The sequence below is a fragment of the Azospirillum melinis genome (assembly GCF_013340935.1).
Classification (GTDB): domain Bacteria; phylum Pseudomonadota; class Alphaproteobacteria; order Azospirillales; family Azospirillaceae; genus Azospirillum; species Azospirillum melinis.
Map to the genome: position 1 here is coordinate 14,173 of NZ_WHOS01000051.1, position 19,603 is coordinate 33,775.

Sequence of the window (19,603 nt, forward strand, 5' to 3'; positions counted from 1 at the left end):
TCCCCCATGGATTTCTTTCGACGCTTCTCCTTCCTCGTCTGCGCCCCGGCCTTCGACGCCGACGAGCTGGAAGGCGTGCGCGTGCAGCAGATCGTCGCCGAGGTCGAGCGCATCGGCTTCGAGGTGGTGCGGACGCGCCGCGTCGAGGATGCCGAGCTGGCGATCCGCACCGACGCCGCCATCGGCTGCATGATCGTCGATTGGGGCAAGCGCGGGCTGGAGGGCAAGCCGGCCTCGCTGATCGCGTTGGCGCGCAAGCGCGGTCTGGAGATGCCGATCATCCTGCTGGTCCGCCGCCAGCGGCTGGAGAACATCCCGGTCGATGTGCTCAATCAGGTGGACGGCTATGTTTTCCTGGCCGAGGAAACGCCGGAGTTCATCGCCAAGAACCTCGTTTCCCGCCTCAAGCAGTATGCCGAGACACTGAAGACGCCCTTCTTCGGCGAGCTGGTCGATTATGCCGAGGAAGGCAACCAGCTGTGGACCTGCCCTGGCCACAATGGCGGCATCTTCTACAGCCGCAGCCCCATCGGCCGAATCTTCGTCGAGCATCTGGGCGAGGCGGTGTTCCGCGACGACATCGACAATTCGGTGCTGGAGATGGGCGACCTGCTGGTCCATGAGGGTCCAGCGTTGAAGGCGCAGAAGGAAGCCGCCAAAATCTTCGGAGCTGAGCGCACCTATTTTGTGCTGAACGGCACCTCGGCCTCCAACAAGATCGTGCTGTCGGCCCTGGTGGCGGAGGACGACCTCGTCCTGTTCGACCGCAACAACCACAAGGCCGCCCACCATGGCGGGCTGTTCCTCGGCGGCGGCATCCCGATCTTTCTGGAGACCGACCGCAACCCCTACGGCCTGATCGGTCCCATCGACCACGAGGCGCTGGACGAGGAACGCATCCGCGAGAAGATCCGCAGCAATCCGCTGGTCAAGGACCCGAACGCCTGGAAGCGCGAGCGGCCCTTCCGCGCCGCGGTGATCCAGCAATGCAGCTACGACGGCACCATCTACAGCGCCGAGACCATCCTGGCGAAGATCGGCCATCTCTGCGACTATATCCTCTTCGACGAGGCGTGGGCCGGCTTCCTGAAATTCCACCCGCTGTTCAAGGGCCGCTTCGCCATGGGGCTGGACGGCCTGCATGACGGCCACCCCGGCATCATCGCCACCCAGTCGACCCACAAGCAGCTGGCGAGCTTCTCCCAGGCCTCGCAGATCCATGTGAAGGACAGCCACATCAAGGGCCAGCGTCGCCGGGTGGAGCATCGCCGCTTCAACGAGACTTTCCTGCTGCACGCCTCGACCTCGCCCTTCTACCCACTGTTCGCCTCGCTCGACGTCGGCGCGCAGATGATGAAGGGCCGGTCCGGCGAGGTGCTGTGGGACGACACGATCCGGCTGGGCATCGAGCTGCGCAAGAAGCTGCGCGCCATCCGCCGCGAGTTCGAGGAGCGCGAGAGCGACCCGGCGCGCCGCTGGTTCTTCGACCCCTTCGTGCCCGACCGGGTGGAGGTCGGCACCACCACGGGGACCACGGCGGCATGGGAGGATGTGCCCACCGACGCGCTGGCCTCCGACGTCCGGCATTGGGAATTCGTGCCGGGGGCCGACTGGCACGGCTTCCGCCATGTGGCGGCCGGCTATGCGATGACCGACCCCAACAAGCTGACCCTGCTCACCCCGGGCTTCGACCGCCGCACCGGCGCCTATGAGGATCACGGCATCCCGGCGCCGGTGGTGGCGCAGTATCTGCGCGAGAACCGCATCGTTCCGGAAAAGAACGACCTCAACTCGATCCTCTTCCTGCTGACGCCCGGTGTGGAATCGAGCAAGGCCGGCACGCTGCTGAGCGCGCTGGTGGCATTCAAGCGGCTGCATGACGACAACGCGCTGCTGGAGGACGTGATCCCGGAATTCGTCGCCCGCCGCCCGGCCCGCTACACCGGCCGCCGGCTGCGCGACCTGTGCGCGGAGATGCACGCCTATTACCGCGAGCGCGGCACCAACGACCTGCAGCGCCGCATGTTCCGTCCCGATCATCTGCCCGCCATGGTGATGCCGCCGCGTGAGGCGGTGCGGCATCTGGTGCGCAACGACGTGGATTACCTGCCCATCGACCGCATCGCCGGGCGGATCGCCACCACCCTGTGGGTCGTCTACCCGCCGGGCATCGCCACCATCGTGCCGGGCGAGCGGCTGGACGACCATGCCCGGCCGATGATCGAATATCTCCAGGTCTTCCAGGAAGGCGCCAACCGCTTCCCCGGCTTCGACAACGAAATCCAGGGCCTGTACCGCGAGACCGAGCCAGACGGGTCGATCCGCTTCTACACCTATGTCGTGCGCGAACCCGGCGCAGACTGAACCTGCGCCGGGATTGGGAGGAGGCGGTTAGACCCGCCTCCTCCCCTCTCAATAGGGCCGGTCGCCCAGCACGGTGGCGCGGTGCATGATGCGCCGGTGCGGCGAATAGTCGTTCACCGCGTAATGCTGGGTCGACCGGTTGTCCCACAGCACCAGATCATTCTCTTTCCAGCGCCAGCGCACGGTGAATTCCGGGCGGCTGATGTGGTCGTACAGGAACTCCAGGATCGCAGCACTTTCCCGGTCGCTCAGCCCGACGATGCGGGACGTGAAGTTCTCATTCACGAACAGCGCCTTGGCGCCGCTGACCGGATGGGTGCGGATGACCGGATGCACCACGGCCGGATGCTTGTCGCGCGCCGTCTTCCAGCGGGCATGGGTCTCGGGATCGCCGTTGTGCCGCCATTCCGGGAAGGAACGGGTGAAGTCGTGGAGCGCCTTCAGCGGCTCCAGCAGGCGGCGGATCGGCTCCGACAGGCCGTTGTAGGCGGCGATGTTGCTGGCCCACACCGTATCGCCGCCGATGGGCGGAATCAGCTTGCCCGACAGGACGACGATGGCCGGCGGCGTTTCGATGCAGGTGACGTCGGTGTGCCAGACGTCGTTGTCGGTCGGGTTGTGCGGTCCGGTGTCCAGCACCATGATCTCCGGCTGCTCCGGCACCTTCGGATAGATCGGGTGGACGTGCAGCTGGCCGAAACGGGCGGCGAAGTCGCGCTGGGCCCGCGGCGTCAGCGGCTGGTTCTCGAAGAACAGAACCTGATGGGCGACCAGCGCCCGCTCCAGCGCCGCCGCTTCGCTGTCCGACAGCGGGCGGGAAAGGTCGATCCCCTCGACCCGCGCACCGATGGCGGGGCTGACGGGCGTGACGGTCAGGGCGGACAAGGCGATGTCTGGCATGGCGGTTCCCCAATCTTTTTGTACGGCGGTTTTTGGAATTCCGGCGGTCGGTTGCCTCAGGACTTGCCCTTCCACGGCACCAGCCACGCTTCCAGCAGGCGCATTCCGTAGGAAAAGGCGAAGGCGAAGACCGCGATGATGCCGATGCCGACGAAGACCACGTCGGTGGCGAGGAAATGCGAGGCGGACATGATCATGAAGCCGATGCCGCGGGTGGCGGCGATCAGTTCCGCCGCGACCAGCGTGCTCCAACCGACGCCGATGCCGATACGCAGGCCGGTCAGGATCTCCGGCAGGGCGCTGGGCAGCACGATGGTGCGGAACAGCTGCCAGCGGCTGGCACCAAGCGACAGCGCGGCGTTCACCCGCTCGATCGGCAGGGACCGCACCCCGGCCTGCGCCGACAGGCAGACCGGCGCGAACATCGCCAGCGTCAGCAGGACGATCTTCGACACCTCGCCGATGCCGAGCCAGATGATCATCAGCGGCAGATAGGCCAGCGGCGGCAACGGCCAGTAGAACTCGATGGGCGTGTCGAAAACCCCCTTGGCCCAGCGGTTCAGCCCCATCGCCAGCCCCAGCGGGATGCCGAGCGAGGCGGCGATGACGGCGGCGGAGAAGATGCGGAACAGGCTGGCCGACACATGCTCCCACAGGGTGGCGCCGGCATAGCCGTCCTCGAGGACCGCCAGGAACTGGGTCGCCACCTCCTGCGGGGTCGGCAGGAACAACGGCGGCACCAGCCGGTAATGGGTCACCAGGAACCACGCCGCCAGCAGCAGCAGGGCGGTGGCGAGGCTGATCGGGCCGGTGCGCGCACCGTCCAGTCCGAAGGGATGGAGCCGGACGATCTTCGGCCGGTCCGCCGGATCGGAGGCGCGGCTTCCGGAACGGGCGAGGTCGGTCATTGCAGCACCATCCGGCGGACATCCGCCTCGGCATGCGGGCGATGCACCAGGGACCGGATCTCGTCGTAGAGATCGGCGAACTCCGGTGCCGACAGGATGGCGCGCACGTCGCGCTCGGCGGCGAAGCGGCGGACGAAATCCAGATCGAAACGGGCGACGATCCGGCCGGGCCGCGGCGACATCACCACCACATTGGTGCCGAGGAACAGCGCCTCCTCGATGGAATGGGTGATGAAGAAGATGCGCTTGCCGGTGCGCGCCCAGACGTCGATCAGCAGTTCCTGCATCTGTTCGCGGGTCAGGCTGTCGAGCGCGCCGAACGGCTCGTCCATCAGCAGGATCTTCGGGTCGGTCGCCAGCGCGCGGGCAATGCCGACGCGCTGGCGCATGCCGCCCGACAGCTCGTGCGGGAAAGCGTCGGCGAAACCTTCCAGCCCGACCAGCCCCAGCAGTTCCTCCGCCCGCTCGCGCCGCTCCCTGGCGGGAATCCCGGCGAAGCGCAGGCCGAGCGCCACATTGTCGGCGACGCTGCTCCAGGGCAGCAGCGTGTCCTTCTGGAACACCACGCCGCGGTCGGCGCCGGGGCTGGCGACCGGCTGGCCGTCCAGCGTGATCGATCCCTCCGACAGGGGCAGGAAACCGGCGATGGCGTTCAGCAGCGTCGATTTCCCGCAGCCCGATGCCCCCAGCGCCACGACGATGCTGTTGGCGTCGATGTCGAGCGACGCGCGGTCCAGCGCATGAACCACCCGGCCGTCGCGGGCGGAGAAGAAGACACTGGCGTTGCGGACCTGGAGCATGGGCGCCCTCCTGTCGGCGGTTAACTTGGCGGGCGGCTGGTTCAGCGGATTTCCTTGACGTAATCGGCGGTGACGAAACCGCCGTAGCTGGGCAGCACGGTGGTGATCTTCTTCTGCTCCTTCAGGAACTCCGCCGTGTCCTTCAGGATCTTGCCCGCACCGCTTCCCTCGCCACCGGACAGCCAGGCAGTGGAGGCCTGCACCTCCGCCGGGACCAGCGACAGGTTGGTCAGCGCCGACGCCTGATCGGACGGCGTGCCGCCCAGCAGCTTCGCCAGCGTCTTCGCATTCTCAGAATCCGGCCCCCAGGCCGCCTTGTCGTTGCGGAAGGAGGCGCTGTAGCGCTCGATGGTGCCGGCGAAGCTCTTGAGGAAGGCGGGATTGTCCTTGGCGAAGGCGGCGGTCGCCACCCAGGCGCTGAAGGTCGGGGCGCCGCGGTCGGCCACCTCGCGTGAGGTCAGCAGCACCTTGCCGGTCTTCTTCAGCTCGGTCAGGGCGGGATCCCAGACAAAGGCGCCGTCCAGGTCGCCGCGGTTCCAGGCGGCGACGATGTCCGGCTGCGGGATGGCGAAGACCTGGGCGTCGCGTTCCGTCAGCTTTTCCTGCTTCAGCACGGCGAGCAGCTGGTAATGGTCGGTGGAGACCGGAGCCGCCGCCAGCTTCTTGCCCTTGAGGTCCGACGGCTTTTCGATGCCGGAGCCGTTGCGCACCACCAGCGCCTCGTCGGTGCCGGAAATGGTGGCGAGATGGAAGGCCTTCACGTCCAGCCCGCGGCTGACCGCGGCGGCGAAGGGGCTGGAGCCGACATAGCCGACCTGCACATCGCCCGAGGCGATGGCGGCGAAGATCTCCGCGCCCGAATTGAATTTACGGAAGTCGATCTCGGTGCCGGTCGCCTTGGCGAAATCGCCGTTGGCGATGGCGACCGAGGAAGGCAGCGCATCGGTCTGATAGCCGACCACGACCTTGCCGGACGCGGCTTCGGCGATGGTGGAGGCAGCAAAGGGGACGACCGCCGCCAGCGCGGCAGAGAGGAGGGTGGGCAGATTGGTCTTCATCGTCGTTTCCCCCGTCACGGTGTGAATGCCGGCCTGCGAGGTCCGGGAATCCGAATGTCCGTGAACCTTAAAGCGACGCTCGCGCCGTTGTCACCATAAAATCTACATCTCTACAGGGAAATAGTTTTTATATACACTTTTTGTTTGTTTAAAAATGCCGGCGTCGCGTCATCGGGCTTGGCTGGAAGCAGCATTTCCTCGCCTTCGGGTGACCGGAAGCGGTACCGATTTCGCCAAAAATATCAGGCGATATGAAGCGGACACTTGACCTGGCCGTTTTTTCCCACTTTCCTATAGACAACAAGATATTTAAACAGTCTTTAACTGTTATATCCCGGCAGCCGATGGGAAGCGCCACGACCCCAAACCACCTGACAAGGAGTTCAGCCATGCAGGGTTTGAGTGATTTCGACCGGATGGTGATGGCGTCCCTCTGCCCTTCGGGCGCGCTGGTGCTGCCGCTGCTGCCGCCCGACGGGCACGCGGCGGACATGACAGATGGCTCTGGCGGCGATGAGCTTCCGGACCGCGGCCTGCTTCCGCTCGGCCTCGGCATCGTCTCTGCCATTCTCCTGGCATCGCTGGCGGCGCTGGCCTGATCGGGCCGGCAGCCGCCTTCCAACTCTTGAAGGATAAGAACAAGTGGCGGTTCAGGACCACGACGCATACTGGCACCCCGGTCTGGAAACCCAGAGCCGCGCCGACTGGCGGCAATTGCAGCTCGACCTGCTGAAGGATCATCTGCGGCACGCTTACGATGGCTCGCCCTACTACCGCGCCGCCTTCGATGCGCAGGGGGTGTCGCCGGGGGACCTGCACACGCTGGACGACCTGCGCCGGTTCCCTTTCCTGGACAAGGCGACCATCCGCGACCGCCAGACCGCGGTGCCGCCCTTCGGCGATCTGGTCGCTGTGCCGGAACGGGAGATCGTCTACATCTCCGCCTCCAGCGGATCGACCGGGGTGCCGACCGCCTCGCCCTTCACCTCCAAGGATTTTGAGGAATGGATCGACTATGAGGCACGGCAGTTCTGGTCAAGCGGCCTGCGCCCGACCGACCGCTATGCCCATGCACTGAACTTCTCGCTGTTCGTCGGCGGTCCCTGTGTGATGGGTGCGCAGAAACTGGGCGCGCTCAGCATCCATGCCGGCACCCTGCCGTCGGAACGGCTGCTGGCGGTGCTGAACCAGTTCAGGGCGACGGCACTGTGGACGACGCCGTCCTACGCCTGGCATCTCGGCGAGACCGCCCAGAGCGAGGGCATCGACCCCGCCCGCGACCTCGCCGTCCGCCGCCTGTTCGTGGCGGGCGAGCCCGGCGGTTCGATCCCGGAGACGCGTGAACGGATCGAGGCGCTGTGGGGGGCGGAGGTCTACGATTATTACGGCCTGTCCGACATCTTCGGCTCCTGCGCCGGCATGTGCGTGGAGAAGGACGGGCTGCACTGGGCCGAGGACCATATCCTGGTCGAGGTGCTGAACCCCGAAACCCTCGAACCGGTGGCGGAGGGCGAGCGCGGCGAGCTGGTGCTGACCACCCTGCGCAAGCGCGCCCGCCCGATCATCCGCTTCCGCACCGGCGACATCGTGTCGGTGACGACGGAGCCCTGCCGCTGCGGCCGCACCTCCCTGCGGCTGAAGGGCGTGCATGGGCGGCTCGACGACATGCTGATCGTCAAGGGCGTCAACCTGTTCCCCGGCGACGTGGAGGCGGTGGTGCGCCAGGACCCGGCGCTGACCGGGGAATACCGGCTGGTGCTCGACCGGGTCGAGCGGCTGGACCGATTGACGGTCGAGGCGGAACACACCCAGGGCTTCAACGGCGATCTGGAGGAACTGCGGGGCCGGCTGCGGCGCCAGCTGAAGGCCGCCACCGGCGTCGGGGCGGAGGTCGCCCTGCTCGCCCCCGGCACGCTGCCCCGTGCCGTCCACAAGGCCAAGCGAATCGACGACCGCCGCCAGCACGTCTGGTCGTGACCCAATCCCCTGACGGAGCCCGCTCCCATGCCGGACACCCATCTTCCCGCCACCGAACAGCCGCCCGACGACCTCGCGCCCGAACACATTGCTTTGGCGGCCGACCGCCTGTTCCTCAACGCCCGCACGCCGCAAAGCTGGTCCGACCGGCCGGTCCCGGCGGAGACGCTGCATCGCCTCTATGAACTGGTCCGGCTGGCGCCGACCGCCTTCAACGGCAGCCCGGCGCGCTTCGTCTTCCTGACCACGCCGGAGGCGAAGGAGCGGCTGCGACCGGCATTGAGCCGCGGCAACCAGTCCAAGCTGGCGGCCGGCGCCATCGCCATCGTCGCCTATGACCGCCGCTTCTTCGAGCATCTGCCGTTGCTGAGCCCGCATTACGACCCCTCGCCGATGTTCGTCGACGAGCCGTCGCTGGCCGAGACCACGGCCTTCCGCAATGGCTCTCTCCAGGCCGGTTACCTGATCCTGGCCGCGCGGCTGCTGGGTCTGGATGCCGGGCCGATGTCCGGCTTCGATGCCGAAGCGGTCGATGCGGAGTTCTTCGCCGACGGCCGGCTGCGCACCAACCTGCTGGTGGCTCTGGGCCATGCCGACGGCCCGCCGTCGCGCCCGCGCGCCCCGCGGCTGGACGCGTCGAAGGCGGTGGTGATCCTTTGAGCCCAACGCCGTAGCGGCCGGCAAATCCCGGCCGAACGGGAGATCGATCATGAGCGTGAACGACACGGCCGCCGCCCTGCCGGCGGCCAACGGCGGAGCCTTGCCAATCGGCGGCGGCCTCCCGTCCAACCTCCTCCTGCGTTTTTCCGCCGCCGCCCTGCTGTGGTTCGCCGCCTCCGGCGTGACGGCCCTGTGGCCAGACGCCGCCGATGCCCAGGAGTGGGAACGGACCGGGGAATTCGCCAGCCTGCTGGTGGTCGCCGCAGGGCTGCTGGTGCTGGCCGCCCTGCTGGCTGCGGCGATCCGTCCGGCGCCGCGCAGCCGGCTGGAAGCCGCCATTGCCAGCCTGTCGGCGTCCGTTCCCTGGCTGATCGCCCTGGCGTTGGGCGTCACCGGGTGGGAAATCCTGACCGCCAAGCTCAATCTGCTGCCGCGGCCCTTCTTCGTCCCGCCGCAGGCGCTGCTGGAGGTCTATCTCGACGACTGGCCGCGGCTGCTCGACTGCTTTGCCGCATCGCTGAGGCTGCTGATCACCGGCTATGCCGTGGGTTCGATCCTTGGCGTGGTGACCGGCGTCGCCATCGGTTGGTCGCGCGCGGTCGGCTATTGGGTGCACCCGGTTCTGCGGCTGATCGGCCCGCTGCCGGCCACCGCGTGGCTGCCCATCGCCTTCTTCGCCTTTCCGACCAGCTGGAGCGCCAGTGTCTTCCTGATCGCGCTCGCCAGCGGCGTGCCGGTGACCGTCCTCACCTGGTCCGGCGTGGCCGGGGTCAACAGCGCCTATTACGACATCGCCCGCACGCTGGGCGCCTCCCCGCGCTTCCTGGTGCTGAAGGTCGCCGTCCCGGCGGCGATGCCGCATGTCTTCGTCGGGCTGTTCATGGGGCTGGGCGCCTCCTTCGCCGTCCTGGTGGTGGCGGAGATGCTGGGCGTGAAGTCCGGGGTCGGCTGGTACCTGCAATGGGCCCAGGGCTGGGCCGCCTACGGCAACATGTATGCGGCCCTGCTGGTGATGGCGCTGCTCTGCTCCGGACTGGTGACGCTGCTGTTCCGCGTCCGCGACCGCCTGCTCGCCTGGCAGAAGGGAATGTTGAAATGGTAGCGCTCGAAAGCACCGACACCCAAGCCGGGGTGGCCGGCATGACCATCGACGTGCAGGCGGTCAGCCACAGCTTCGACCTGCATGGCGCACCGCTGCCGGTGCTGGACGGGGTGGAACTGCGGGTCGAGCCGGGCGAACTGGTCGCCCTGCTGGGGCCGAGCGGCTGCGGCAAGTCCACCCTGCTGCGGCTGGTCGCCGGGCTGGAACCGCCCAGCCGCGGCAGCATCCTGGCCGACGGTCGCCCCATCGACGGTCCCGACCCGTCGCGCGTCGTCGTCTTCCAGGACCCGACGCTCTATCCCTGGCGCACCGTGCGCGACAATGTCGCCCTGGGGCTGGAGGCGCGCGGCCTGTTGCGCTCGCAAGGGCACCGGATCGACAAGGCACTGGCGCTGGTCGGGCTGACCGGCTTCGAAAGGGCCTATCCGCACCAGCTGTCCGGCGGCATGGCCCAGCGCGCGGCGCTGGCCCGCGCCCTGGTCAACGACCCCCGCCTGCTGATCCTCGACGAACCGCTGGGCAAGCTGGACAGCCTGACCCGGCTGGCGATGCAGAGCGAACTGGTCGATCTGTGGCGCAGTTCTGGCTTCACCGGCCTGCTGGTCACCCACGACATCGAAGAGGCGCTGTTCATGGCGACCCGCGTGATCGTGTTCAGCGGCCGCCCGGCCCGCATCAAGGCCGATCTGCCCATCGACCGTCCCTATCCCCGCCACCGCGGCGATCCGGTCCTGACCGAGCTTCGTCACCGCATTCTCGAACTGCTCGGCCTTGCCGAGACCTGGTGAGGACACCCGACCATGCCTGACAACCTCCCACCCGCTAACGCCATCCCGAACTTGGAACGTCTGCGCGGCTTCATCGCCGACCTCACCCGGCTAGTGGAGCGGCACAGCGACGACGAGCCCGCGGTGCTCGATGCCGGCCGCGCCCTGCTGGCCGGGCTTATCGCCGTCGACGACTGGCTGCCCGACGCCTATGCCCAGCCCGACCCGGTGCATTACCGTCAGTATCTGCTGCATTGCGACCCGTACGAGCGCTTCTCCGTCGTCAGCTTCGTCTGGGGACCGGGGCAGCGGACACCGATCCACGACCACACCGTCTGGGGCCTCGTCGGCATCCTGCGCGGGGCGGAGCGGTCGCAACGCTACGACCTCCAGCCACAGGGCGGCCCGCCCGTCGCCTCTCCGCCCGAACTCCTGAAGGCCGGGTCGGTCGAGGCGGTGTCGCCCCGCATCGGCGATGTCCATGCGATCTCGAACGCGCTGGCTGACCGGCCGTCCATCAGCATCCATGTCTATGGCGGCAACATCGGCGCCGTCCGGCGGTCGGTGTTCGACCCGCTGACCGGCCAGCGCAAGCCCTTCATCTCCGGCTATGCCAACAGCGCCCTGCCCAACCTGTGGGACCGTTCGCAGCCCGTTCCCCACGCCGCCTGAGGATCCGTCACCGCCATGACCGCAGCAGTCACCGCAACCGCCCCGCTCGCCACCCGCAGCCCCGCCGACATCCGCCGCGCCTGGATCGAGCGCGACGAGGTCGCCCTGCTCGACGCCCGGGAAGAAGGCCCCTATTCGCTGTCCCACCCGCTGTTCGCCATCTCCGTCCCGCTGAGCCGCGTGGAGTTGCTGGCCTACGACCTGCTGCCGCGGCGCGACGTGCCGATCACCGTCTATGACGATGGCGAGGGCTATGCCGAGCCGGCCGCCCGCCGGCTCCAGGCGCTGGGCTACGGCGACGTGACCCTGCTGGAGGGCGGGCTGGCCGGCTGGATCGCCGCCGGATTCGAGGTCTATCGGGACGTGAACGTGCCCAGCAAGGCCTTCGGCGAGTGGGTCGAGCATCATCGCCACACCCCCTCGCTGCCGGCCGCGGAGGTCAAGGCGCTGCTCGACGCCAAGGCCGATCTGGTCGTCCTCGACGCCCGCCGTTTCGAGGAATACCGCACCATGTCGATCCCCGGCGGCATCAGCGTGCCGGGGGCCGAGCTGGTCAAGCGCGTCCACGACATCGCTCCCAACCCTGAGACGCTGGTGGTGGTCAATTGCGCCGGCCGCACGCGGTCGATCATCGGCACCCAGTCCCTGGTGAATGCCGGCATCCCCAACCGGGTCGCCGCCCTGCGCAACGGCACCATCGGCTGGACGCTGGCCGGGCTGACGCTCGACAGCGGGCGCGGGGGCCGCTTCCCGGAGGTCTCGGCAGACGGCGACGCCGCCGGCCGCCGGGCGGCGCGCGCGGTTGCCGACCGGGCCGGCGTCGGCAGGATCGACGCGAAGACGCTCGACCGCTTCCGCGGCGACGAGCGCCGGACGCTCCATCTCTTCGACGTGCGCACGCCGGAGGAGTATGAGGCCGGCCATCTGCCCGGCTTCCGCCACGCCGCCGGCGGCCAGCTGGTCCAGGCAACCGACGAGCATGTGGCGGTTCGCGGCGCCCGCATCGTCCTGGCCGACGATCCGGCCGGCGGCGGCGGTCCGCGCGCCGACATGACCGCCTCCTGGCTCTCGCAACTGGGCTGGGAAGTGCATGTGCTGGAGGGCGATGTGTCCGTCCTGGGCAGCGAGAGCGGCCCCGACCGCCGCCGCCTGCCGCCGGAACCGGAGGTGGGAGCCGAGACCATCGCGCCGCGCGACCTGCTGGCCCTGCTGGAGAATGGCGAAGCGGCGGTGATCGACATCACCCGCAGCCCTCGCTACCGCGCCGGCCATATTCCGGGAGCGTATTTCTCCACCCGCGCCCGGCTGGCCGGCACCATCGCGCTTCTGCCCAAGGGGGTCCGGCCAGTGCTGACCTGCGGCGATGGCACGTTGACCCGCTATGCCGCCGCCGATTTCACCCTTTCCCATTTGTCTGGCGGGCAGCGTCCGCTGCTGCTGGAGGGCGGCACCAAGGGCTGGGTCGCCGCCGGACTGCCGCTCAGCACGGACCTCGACCGGCTGGGAGGCGAACCTGACGACGTCTACAAGCGCCCCTACGAGGGCACCGACAACAGCGCCGCCGCCATGCAGGGCTATATCGACTGGGAGCTTGAACTGGTCGATCAGCTGAAGCGCGATGGCGCCCACAATTTCCACGTCATCTGACGCGCCGGATGGGACAGCTCATGACCAAGCCCTTTTCCATTCGGCGGCGGACCCTCCTGGGGACCGCGCTGCTTCTCGCCGGCGGGATCGCCGCCTCGATGCCGCAGGTGGCGCGGGCCGAGGCCACGGAGGTTCGCTTCGCCCGCAATCTCGGCCTCGGCTATCTGCCGCTCTATGTCATGCAGGACAAGGGGCTGGTGGAGAAACAGGCGCGCGCCGCCGGGCTGGGGGAGGTGAAGGCCAGCTACACCCCCCTCGGCAACCCGACGACGATCACCGAGGCGACCCTGTCCGGCAATGCCGATTTCGGCGCGGCCGGCGTGCCCGCCTTCATCATCGCCTGGGACAAGACGAAGGGGAACGCCAACCTGCGCGGTCTGGCGGCATTGAACGCCCAGCCGGCCTATCTCAACACCAACCGGCCCGAGGTGAAAAGCCTGAAGGACTTCACCGACAAGGACCGCATCGTCGTTCCGTCGGTCCGCGCCTCCTATCAGGCCATCGTCCTCCAAATCGCGGCGGAGCAGACCTTCGGCCCCGGCCAGCATGCGAAGCTGGACCCGCAGACCGTCTCGCTGGCCCACCCCGACGGCACCGCTGCCCTGCTGTCCGGCAAGACCGAGATCACCGCCCATTTCACCAGCCCGCCCTTCCAGGACCAGCAGCTGCGCGATCCCAAAATCCACAAGGTGCTGAGCAGCTACGACGTGCTGGGCGGTCCCGCCTCCTTCAGCGCGCTGTGGACCTCCACCGCCTTCCACGATGCCAACCCAAAGCTGACCAAGGCGGTGCTGGCGGCGCTTGAGGAAGCGGTGACGCAGATCAAGGCCGACCCGCAGAAAGCGGCCCGCGCCTATATCCGCATCGAGAACTCCAAGCTCGGCGTGGAGGAGGTGGCGGCGATGATCGCGCATCCGGAGATCTCCTACGATCTCACCCCGCGCGGCATCGGCACCTTCACCGACTTCATGGCGCGCATCGGCTCGATCCGCAACCGGCCGGCCGACTGGCGCGACCTGTTCTTCGCCGACATCCATGACCGCACCGGCAGCTGAGGTCCCGTCATGCCCCACACGGAGTTCACCGTCCATCCGGTCTCGCCCACACTTGGCGCGGAAATCCGCGGCCTCGACCTGTCACAACCGCTCCGCCCGGCGACGGCATCGGCGCTGGCCGACGCGCTGGACCGCCATCTGGTGCTGGTCTTCCGCGGCCAAGCCCTGTCGGACGCCGACCTCGTCCGCGTTTCCGGCCATTTCGGTCCGCTCGACAAGGCGCCGATCACCGAGAACGGGCGGCTGCACGCGCCCGGCCATGAGGAGGTCTACGTCATCTCCAACGTCACGGAGAATGGCCGGCCCATCGGCGCGCTGGGGGCGGGAGAGTCGGTATGGCACGCCGACATGACTTATCTGGAGACCCCTCCCTACGCCAGCAGCCTCTATGCGCTGGAGGTGCCGGCGGAAGGCGGCGACACCGGCTTCCTCAGCATGTTCGCCGCCTATGACGCCTTGCCGGAGGCGCTGAAGCGGCGGGTGGAGAGGCTGTCGATCAAGCATGACAGCACCACCAACAGCGGCGGCTATCTGCGTCAGGGTTTCGCTCCGCCGACCGATGTCGCCACCTCGCCCGGCACGGTGCATCCGCTGGTCATCGCCCACCCGGTGACGGGTGCCAGGGCATTGCTGCTGGGCCGCCGTCCCCATGCCCACATCTCCGGCCTGTCCGTGGCGGAGAGCGAGGCGCTGCTGGATGAAATCTGGGCGGCGGCGGTGCGCCCGGAGCTTGCCTGGCACCACCGCTGGCGGGTCGGCGATCTGGTGATGTGGGACAACCGTTGGACCATGCACCGCCGCGACCCCTTCCCCGACGACCAGCGCCGCCGCATGCACCGCACCCAGATCGCCGTGCCGGGTCGCGCTTCCGAAAATGCCGCCGCTTAGGAGCTCTCCATGATCCCGTCACAGCATTCCATTTTGAACGCCCTCACGCGCCGCCATGCTCTCGGCCTCGGTGTCGGCGCGCTCGCCGCCGGGCTCGCGCCCCTGCGGCCGGCGAATGCTGCCATTCCCGCCGGCACCGTGCTGAAGGTCGGCGACCAGAAGGGCGGCGTCCAATCGGTGATCGAGGCGGCCGGGCTTCTGGCCGACCTGCCCTACCGCATCGAATGGAGCCAGTTCCCGGCTGCCGCACCCCTGCTGGAGGCGCTGAACGCCGGCGCCATCGAGGTCGGCTACGCCGGCGACGCGCCGACCACCTTCGCACTGGCCGCCGGCACCTCGGCCAAGATCATCGGCGCCGTCCGTTCCAACCCGCAGAGCACCACCATCCTGGTGCCGGGCTCTTCCCCCATCCGCAACGTCGCCGACCTGAAGGGCAAGACCATCGGAACCGGGCGCGGTTCCATCGGTCATTACCTCGTGCTGGCGGCGCTGAAGGCGAACGGGCTGAAGCCGGACGACGTGAAGATCGCCTTCCTGTTGCCGTCGGATGCAAAATCGGCACTGGCCGCCGGCTCGATCGACGCCTGGTCGAGCTGGGGTATCTATGTGTCGCAGGCGCTGCTGGTGGACGGCGCCCGCGCGGTCGTCACCGGCACCGGGCTGATGAGCGGCCTGTCCTACCAATCCGCCACGCTGGAGGCGATATCCACCAAGCGCGAGGCGTTGACCGACCTGCTCCGCCGCTTCGCCGCCGCCCGGCTGTGGGCGCTGGAGAACAGCGACGCTTATGCCGGCATCTGGGCCAGGACGGTCGGCGTCGACCCCGCCATCGCCCGCCACACCTTCGGTGTCGAGCGGGCGCGGCCGGTCGCCATCGACGCCTCGGTCATCGCCGACCAGCAGGCGACGTCCGACGTCTGGCGCGAGTTCGGCATTATTCCCAAGCGGCTGGACGCGGCGGCGATCTTCGATCCCGGCTTCAACAGCGCGCTGCCGGCCTGACGACGGCGAACCGCAGGAAGGCGATGCGGGATGGCGATGCTTCCGACCAACCTCGACATGGATGTGCTGCGGGCGCTGGTGATCGCCATGGAGCATGGCGGTTTCGCCCGCGCCGCCGAACGGCTGGGCCGGACCCAATCGGCGATCAGCCTGCAGATGAAGAAGCTGGAGGAGCAGGTCGGCCAGCCGCTGTTCCGCAAGGCCGGCCGCACGGTGGCGCTGACCGATGCCGGCGACCTGCTGCTGGGCTATGCCCGCCGCATCGTCGCCCTGAACGACGAGGCCCTGTCGGCGGCCCGCGGCCGGGCGATGGATGGCACCGTGCGGGTCGGCTTTCCCCAGGATCTGGCGGAACGCTGGCTGCCATCCGTGCTCGGCTCCTTCCACCGCGCCCATCCCCGCATCCATGTCGAGGCTCAGGTCGGCCGTGGGCGCGAGCTGCGCGAGCGGGTGGCCCAGGGTGCGCTCGATCTTGCCCTGGCCTTCGGCGAGATCGGCGGCGATACCGCAAAGACGACGACCGGAGCGGCCACTCTGGCCCATCTGCCGGTGGCCTGGGTTGCACCGGACGGCTTTCGCGCCGACCGGGAAAGCCCTCTGCCGCTGGCCCTGCTCGACGCGCCCTGCATGTTCCGCCAGCACGGCATCGAGCGGCTGGACGGCGGCGGGCGCCCCTGGCGCATCACCTTCACCAGCCCCAGCCTGTCCGGCCTGTGGGCGGCGGTGGAGGCCGGGCTGGGCGTCACCATCCGCACGCCGCTCGGCCTGCCCGACACGCTGGCGCCCCTCGATCCGTTTCATGACCTGCCGGAACTGGGCTCGGTTCCGCTGGAGCTGCATCGCGCACCGTCCGCCGCCAACCCGGCGGTCGACCGTCTGCACGGAATTCTGGCGGACTCGCTGGCCGCAGTCCTGCGTGACGCGGGCGCACAGTAATAACATAAAATTTACGTTACTTAAGTTTTTCTCAACAGTGTAGTTTGTGTTTTTTGTTTTTCCTATTCACGCAATAGGAATAGGCTTTCTCCCGTAGCCACCGCAATAGACCGGCATCGGGAGGGATTATGACGGCAGCCACCGCGACCCAACGGACGGGAGCCGGATCCCGGAGATGGGGGCTTCCGGCGGGGACGTTTCCGGCAGGTCTGCGCCGCTGTGCGGTGCCGCTGGCGCTGCTGGTTCTGTGGCAGGCCAGCGTCGGGCTGGGCTGGATTTCCACCCGCACCATCCCCTCGCCAAGCCAGATCCTGACCGCCTTCTGGGACCTGACGGTCAGCGGTGAACTGGCGGTGCATCTGCTGGTCTCGCTCGGCCGGGTCAGCGCCGGGCTCGCCATCGGCGTGTCGGCCGGCACCGTCTGCGCGCTGATCGCCGGCCTGTCGCGGCGGGGCGAGGATGCACTGGACGCGCTTCTGCAAATGTTGCGCACCCTGCCCCATCTGGCGCTGGTGCCGCTGTTCATCCTGTGGTTCGGCATCGGCGAAACGCCGAAGATCGCGCTCGTCGCGCTCGGCACCGCATTCCCGATCTACCTGAACCTGTTCGCCGGCATCCGCACCGTCGACGCCAAGGTGGTGGAGGCCGTCTCCACCCTGGGCCTGACGCGGGGGGAACTGATCGCCCAGGTCATCCTACCGGGTGCCCTACCCGCCTTCCTGACCGGCCTGCGCTATGCGCTCGGCGTCGCTTGGCTCAGCCTCGTGGTGGGCGAGCAGATCAACGCGTCCAGCGGCATCGGTTATCTGGCGATGACGGCGCGGGAATTCCTGCGCACCGACGTGATCATCGTCGCCCTGATCGTCTACGCCATCCTCGGCCTGCTCGCCGACCTGATCGTCCGCGTCATCGAACGCAGGGCGCTGGTCTGGCGCCCGGCCTTCATCAAGGAGTGACCCTCCATGAGCCACACCCTTTCCCGCATCGCCGCCTCCCAGTCCACGATTGACAAGCCTGTCGTCAGCGTCCGCGGCCTCGTCCGCAACTTCGGCAACGGCAATGTACTGGACGGCCTGTCACTCGACCTTCAGCCGGGCTCCTTCACCGCGCTGCTCGGCCGCTCCGGCTGCGGCAAGTCCACGCTGCTCCGCACCCTGGCCAAGCTGGATCCGGCACCGGAGGGCACCGTACAGCTGCCGGAAGAGCGCGCCGTGGTGTTCCAAGAGCCGCGGCTGGTGCCCTGGATGCGGGTGCTGCGCAACGTCACGCTGGGCCTGCGCCGTCCCGATGCCGAAGCCCGCGGGCTTGCGGCCCTGGCGGAGGTCGGGCTGTCTCACCGGGCCCGCGCTTGGCCGCTGACCCTGTCGGGCGGCGAGGCACAGCGCGCGGCGCTGGCCCGCGCCCTGGTCCGGGAACCGCGCCTGCTGCTGCTCGACGAGCCCTTCGCGGCGCTGGACGCCCTGACCCGGATGCGCATGCAAGGGTTGGTGGAGACGCTGTGGCGCGCCCATGCCCCCGCAGTGCTGCTGGTGACCCATGACGTGGACGAGGCGCTGCTGCTGGCCGACCGCGCCGTGGTGATGGCGGACGGCAAGATCGCCGCCGATATCCCGATCCCTCTCGCCCGCCCGCGCCGCCACGGCGACCCCGGCTTCATCGCGCTGCGCTCCCGCCTGTTGGCCGAGCTTGGCGTCGACGAGGAGCATCTGGCCGCACGGGAACCGCAGCGCACCGAATCCAGGGCAATCGGCGTGAAGCCCGGCGGCTACGGCCTGCCCGCCGGTGCCGCCGCGGCGCCCAGCCTCTGACCCTCGACGCCGACGGACCCGCCGCCATGACGACCGACATTGTCCGCCTTCCCTCCACCCCGTTCGGCCGCCGCAGTCTGTTGCGCGGAGCCTGCGGCGCCCTGGCGCTGGGCACCCTGCCCGGCCTTGCGCAGGCCGCCTCCGGCCCGGCCTCCGAAACCGTCCTGCACATCGCCGACTACAAGGCGCTGGACGGGCTGGCGCTGGAAGCGTCCGGCAATGCCGGGTCCGGCTTCCGGTCGCAGTTCGCCGAGTTCGCGTCGGGCAACCTGATCGTCGAGGCGATCAATGCCGGTTCCATCGACGTCGGCTCCAGCAGCGAGATCCCGCCCGCCTTCGGCATCGCCGCCGGGGCCCGGCTGTCGATCGTCGCCGTGGTCAAGGACGACGTGAACTGGCAGGTGGTGCTGGTGCCGCCCGGCAGTCCGATCCAGTCGGTCGCCGATCTGAAGGGCAAGCGCGTCGGCTATGTCCGCGCAACCACCACGCAGTACTATCTCGCCAAGATGCTGGGCGAGGCCGGGCTGCGCTTCAGCAACATCCAGGCGATTAGCCTGACCCCGTCGGAGGGACAGGCCGCCTTCGAGCAGGGCGCGCTCGATGCCTGGGCGATCTACGGCTATTCGGTGCCCTTTGCCATCAAGAAGGGCGCGCGGGTCCTCGTCACCTCCAACGGCTATCTGTCGGGCAACTACCTGTATCTCGCCTCGCCCGACGCGCTGGCCGATCCGGGCAAGTCGGCCGCCATCGGCGACTATTTCCTGCGGCTGCGCCGCGCCTTCGCCTGGCGCGCCACCAATTTGGAGCGCTGGGCCCAGGTCCATTCCGCCGCCATCGGCGTGCCGGTCGAAACCGACCTGGAAATCCTGCGCAAGAACTCCCGCCAGCGCGATCTGGCGCCGATCGCCGATGCCGACATCGCCTCGGCCCAGAACGTCGCCGACACCTTCCACCAGCTCGGTGTCCTGCCGAAGCGCATCGACATCGCCCCGGCCTTCGACCGCCGCTTCACCGACATCCTGTCGCGTCCGCTCAGCTGACCGGCACGGCTTCGCAAAA

Annotated in this window: 19 protein-coding genes; 15 read left to right on the top strand and 4 right to left on the bottom strand. The window is 68.5% G+C overall.

The features are described 5' to 3' along the window. Positions 1-6: 6 nt before the first annotated feature. Positions 7-2,364 carry an Orn/Lys/Arg family decarboxylase gene (locus GBZ48_RS27280; RefSeq protein ID WP_174473907.1) on the top strand — a complete coding sequence of 786 codons (2,358 nt, stop codon included), beginning with the start codon at positions 7-9 and terminating at the stop codon, positions 2,362-2,364. 48 nt (positions 2,365-2,412) lie between these two features. On the opposite strand, the gene tauD is transcribed toward GBZ48_RS27280, so the two are convergent. The 4 genes from tauD to tauA are packed head-to-tail and all read right to left on the bottom strand — an operon-like array spanning position 2,413 to position 6,030. Beyond that, positions 2,413-3,264: a taurine dioxygenase gene (tauD, locus tag GBZ48_RS27285; RefSeq protein ID WP_174473908.1), complete on the bottom strand. Its 852-nt coding sequence runs from the start codon at positions 3,262-3,264 to the stop codon at positions 2,413-2,415. A gap of 56 nt (positions 3,265-3,320) precedes the next feature. Further along, on the bottom strand, positions 3,321-4,172 hold the full coding sequence (locus GBZ48_RS27290; protein ID WP_174473909.1) for an ABC transporter permease subunit: 852 nt from the start codon (positions 4,170-4,172) through the stop codon (positions 3,321-3,323). Continuing rightward, positions 4,169-4,972 carry a taurine ABC transporter ATP-binding protein gene (locus GBZ48_RS27295; protein WP_174473910.1) on the bottom strand — a complete coding sequence of 268 codons (804 nt, stop codon included), beginning with the start codon at positions 4,970-4,972 and terminating at the stop codon, positions 4,169-4,171. The genes GBZ48_RS27290 and GBZ48_RS27295 overlap by 4 nt, the downstream gene beginning before the upstream one ends. A gap of 41 nt (positions 4,973-5,013) precedes the next feature. After that, positions 5,014-6,030, bottom strand: coding sequence for a taurine ABC transporter substrate-binding protein (gene tauA, locus GBZ48_RS27300; RefSeq protein WP_174473911.1), 1,017 nt, complete (start codon positions 6,028-6,030; stop codon positions 5,014-5,016). A 389-nt stretch (positions 6,031-6,419) separates the two neighbouring features. Between tauA and GBZ48_RS27305 the strand changes: the two genes are divergently transcribed. The 14 genes from GBZ48_RS27305 to GBZ48_RS27370 all read left to right on the top strand — a co-directional run bounded on the left by GBZ48_RS27305 (position 6,420) and on the right by GBZ48_RS27370 (position 19,584). Continuing rightward, positions 6,420-6,629: a hypothetical protein gene (locus tag GBZ48_RS27305; RefSeq protein WP_174473912.1), complete on the top strand. Its 210-nt coding sequence runs from the start codon at positions 6,420-6,422 to the stop codon at positions 6,627-6,629. A 43-nt stretch (positions 6,630-6,672) separates the two neighbouring features. Continuing rightward, complete coding sequence (locus GBZ48_RS27310) at positions 6,673-8,007, top strand: AMP-binding protein (protein WP_174473913.1); 1,335 nt, start codon at positions 6,673-6,675, stop codon at positions 8,005-8,007. 27 nt (positions 8,008-8,034) lie between these two features. After that, positions 8,035-8,667, top strand: a complete 633-nt coding sequence (locus GBZ48_RS27315; RefSeq protein ID WP_174473914.1) for a malonic semialdehyde reductase — start codon at positions 8,035-8,037, stop codon at positions 8,665-8,667. Between the two features lie 49 nt (positions 8,668-8,716). Next, on the top strand, positions 8,717-9,769 hold the full coding sequence (locus GBZ48_RS27320) for an ABC transporter permease (RefSeq protein WP_174473915.1): 1,053 nt from the start codon (positions 8,717-8,719) through the stop codon (positions 9,767-9,769). Then, on the top strand, positions 9,763-10,557 hold the full coding sequence (locus tag GBZ48_RS27325) for an ABC transporter ATP-binding protein (RefSeq protein WP_174473916.1): 795 nt from the start codon (positions 9,763-9,765) through the stop codon (positions 10,555-10,557). The genes GBZ48_RS27320 and GBZ48_RS27325 overlap by 7 nt, the downstream gene beginning before the upstream one ends. A gap of 12 nt (positions 10,558-10,569) precedes the next feature. After that, complete coding sequence (locus tag GBZ48_RS27330; RefSeq protein WP_174473917.1) at positions 10,570-11,208, top strand: cysteine dioxygenase family protein; 639 nt, start codon at positions 10,570-10,572, stop codon at positions 11,206-11,208. 15 nt (positions 11,209-11,223) lie between these two features. Then, on the top strand, positions 11,224-12,855 hold the full coding sequence (locus tag GBZ48_RS27335; protein ID WP_174473918.1) for a rhodanese-like domain-containing protein: 1,632 nt from the start codon (positions 11,224-11,226) through the stop codon (positions 12,853-12,855). Positions 12,856-12,875: 20 nt separating this feature from the next. Further along, the gene (locus tag GBZ48_RS27340) at positions 12,876-13,910 is read left to right on the top strand and encodes an ABC transporter substrate-binding protein (protein WP_246307495.1); all 1,035 of its coding nucleotides are present in this window, start codon (positions 12,876-12,878) and stop codon (positions 13,908-13,910) included. Positions 13,911-13,919: 9 nt separating this feature from the next. After that, positions 13,920-14,798, top strand: a complete 879-nt coding sequence (locus tag GBZ48_RS27345; protein ID WP_174473920.1) for a TauD/TfdA dioxygenase family protein — start codon at positions 13,920-13,922, stop codon at positions 14,796-14,798. 9 nt (positions 14,799-14,807) lie between these two features. Continuing rightward, entirely contained in the window at positions 14,808-15,800 is a 993-nt protein-coding gene (locus GBZ48_RS27350) for an ABC transporter substrate-binding protein (RefSeq protein ID WP_174473921.1), read from the top strand. Positions 15,801-15,830: 30 nt separating this feature from the next. Then, positions 15,831-16,736, top strand: coding sequence for a LysR substrate-binding domain-containing protein (locus GBZ48_RS27355; RefSeq protein WP_174473922.1), 906 nt, complete (start codon positions 15,831-15,833; stop codon positions 16,734-16,736). 128 nt (positions 16,737-16,864) lie between these two features. Next, positions 16,865-17,692 carry an ABC transporter permease subunit gene (locus GBZ48_RS27360; RefSeq protein WP_174473923.1) on the top strand — a complete coding sequence of 276 codons (828 nt, stop codon included), beginning with the start codon at positions 16,865-16,867 and terminating at the stop codon, positions 17,690-17,692. Between the two features lie 6 nt (positions 17,693-17,698). After that, positions 17,699-18,544, top strand: a complete 846-nt coding sequence (locus tag GBZ48_RS27365; RefSeq protein ID WP_174473924.1) for an ABC transporter ATP-binding protein — start codon at positions 17,699-17,701, stop codon at positions 18,542-18,544. 26 nt (positions 18,545-18,570) lie between these two features. Then, a complete protein-coding gene (locus GBZ48_RS27370; protein WP_174473925.1) occupies positions 18,571-19,584 on the top strand; it encodes an ABC transporter substrate-binding protein in 1,014 nt (337 codons plus the stop codon). The last annotated feature ends 19 nt before the right edge of the window (positions 19,585-19,603 follow it).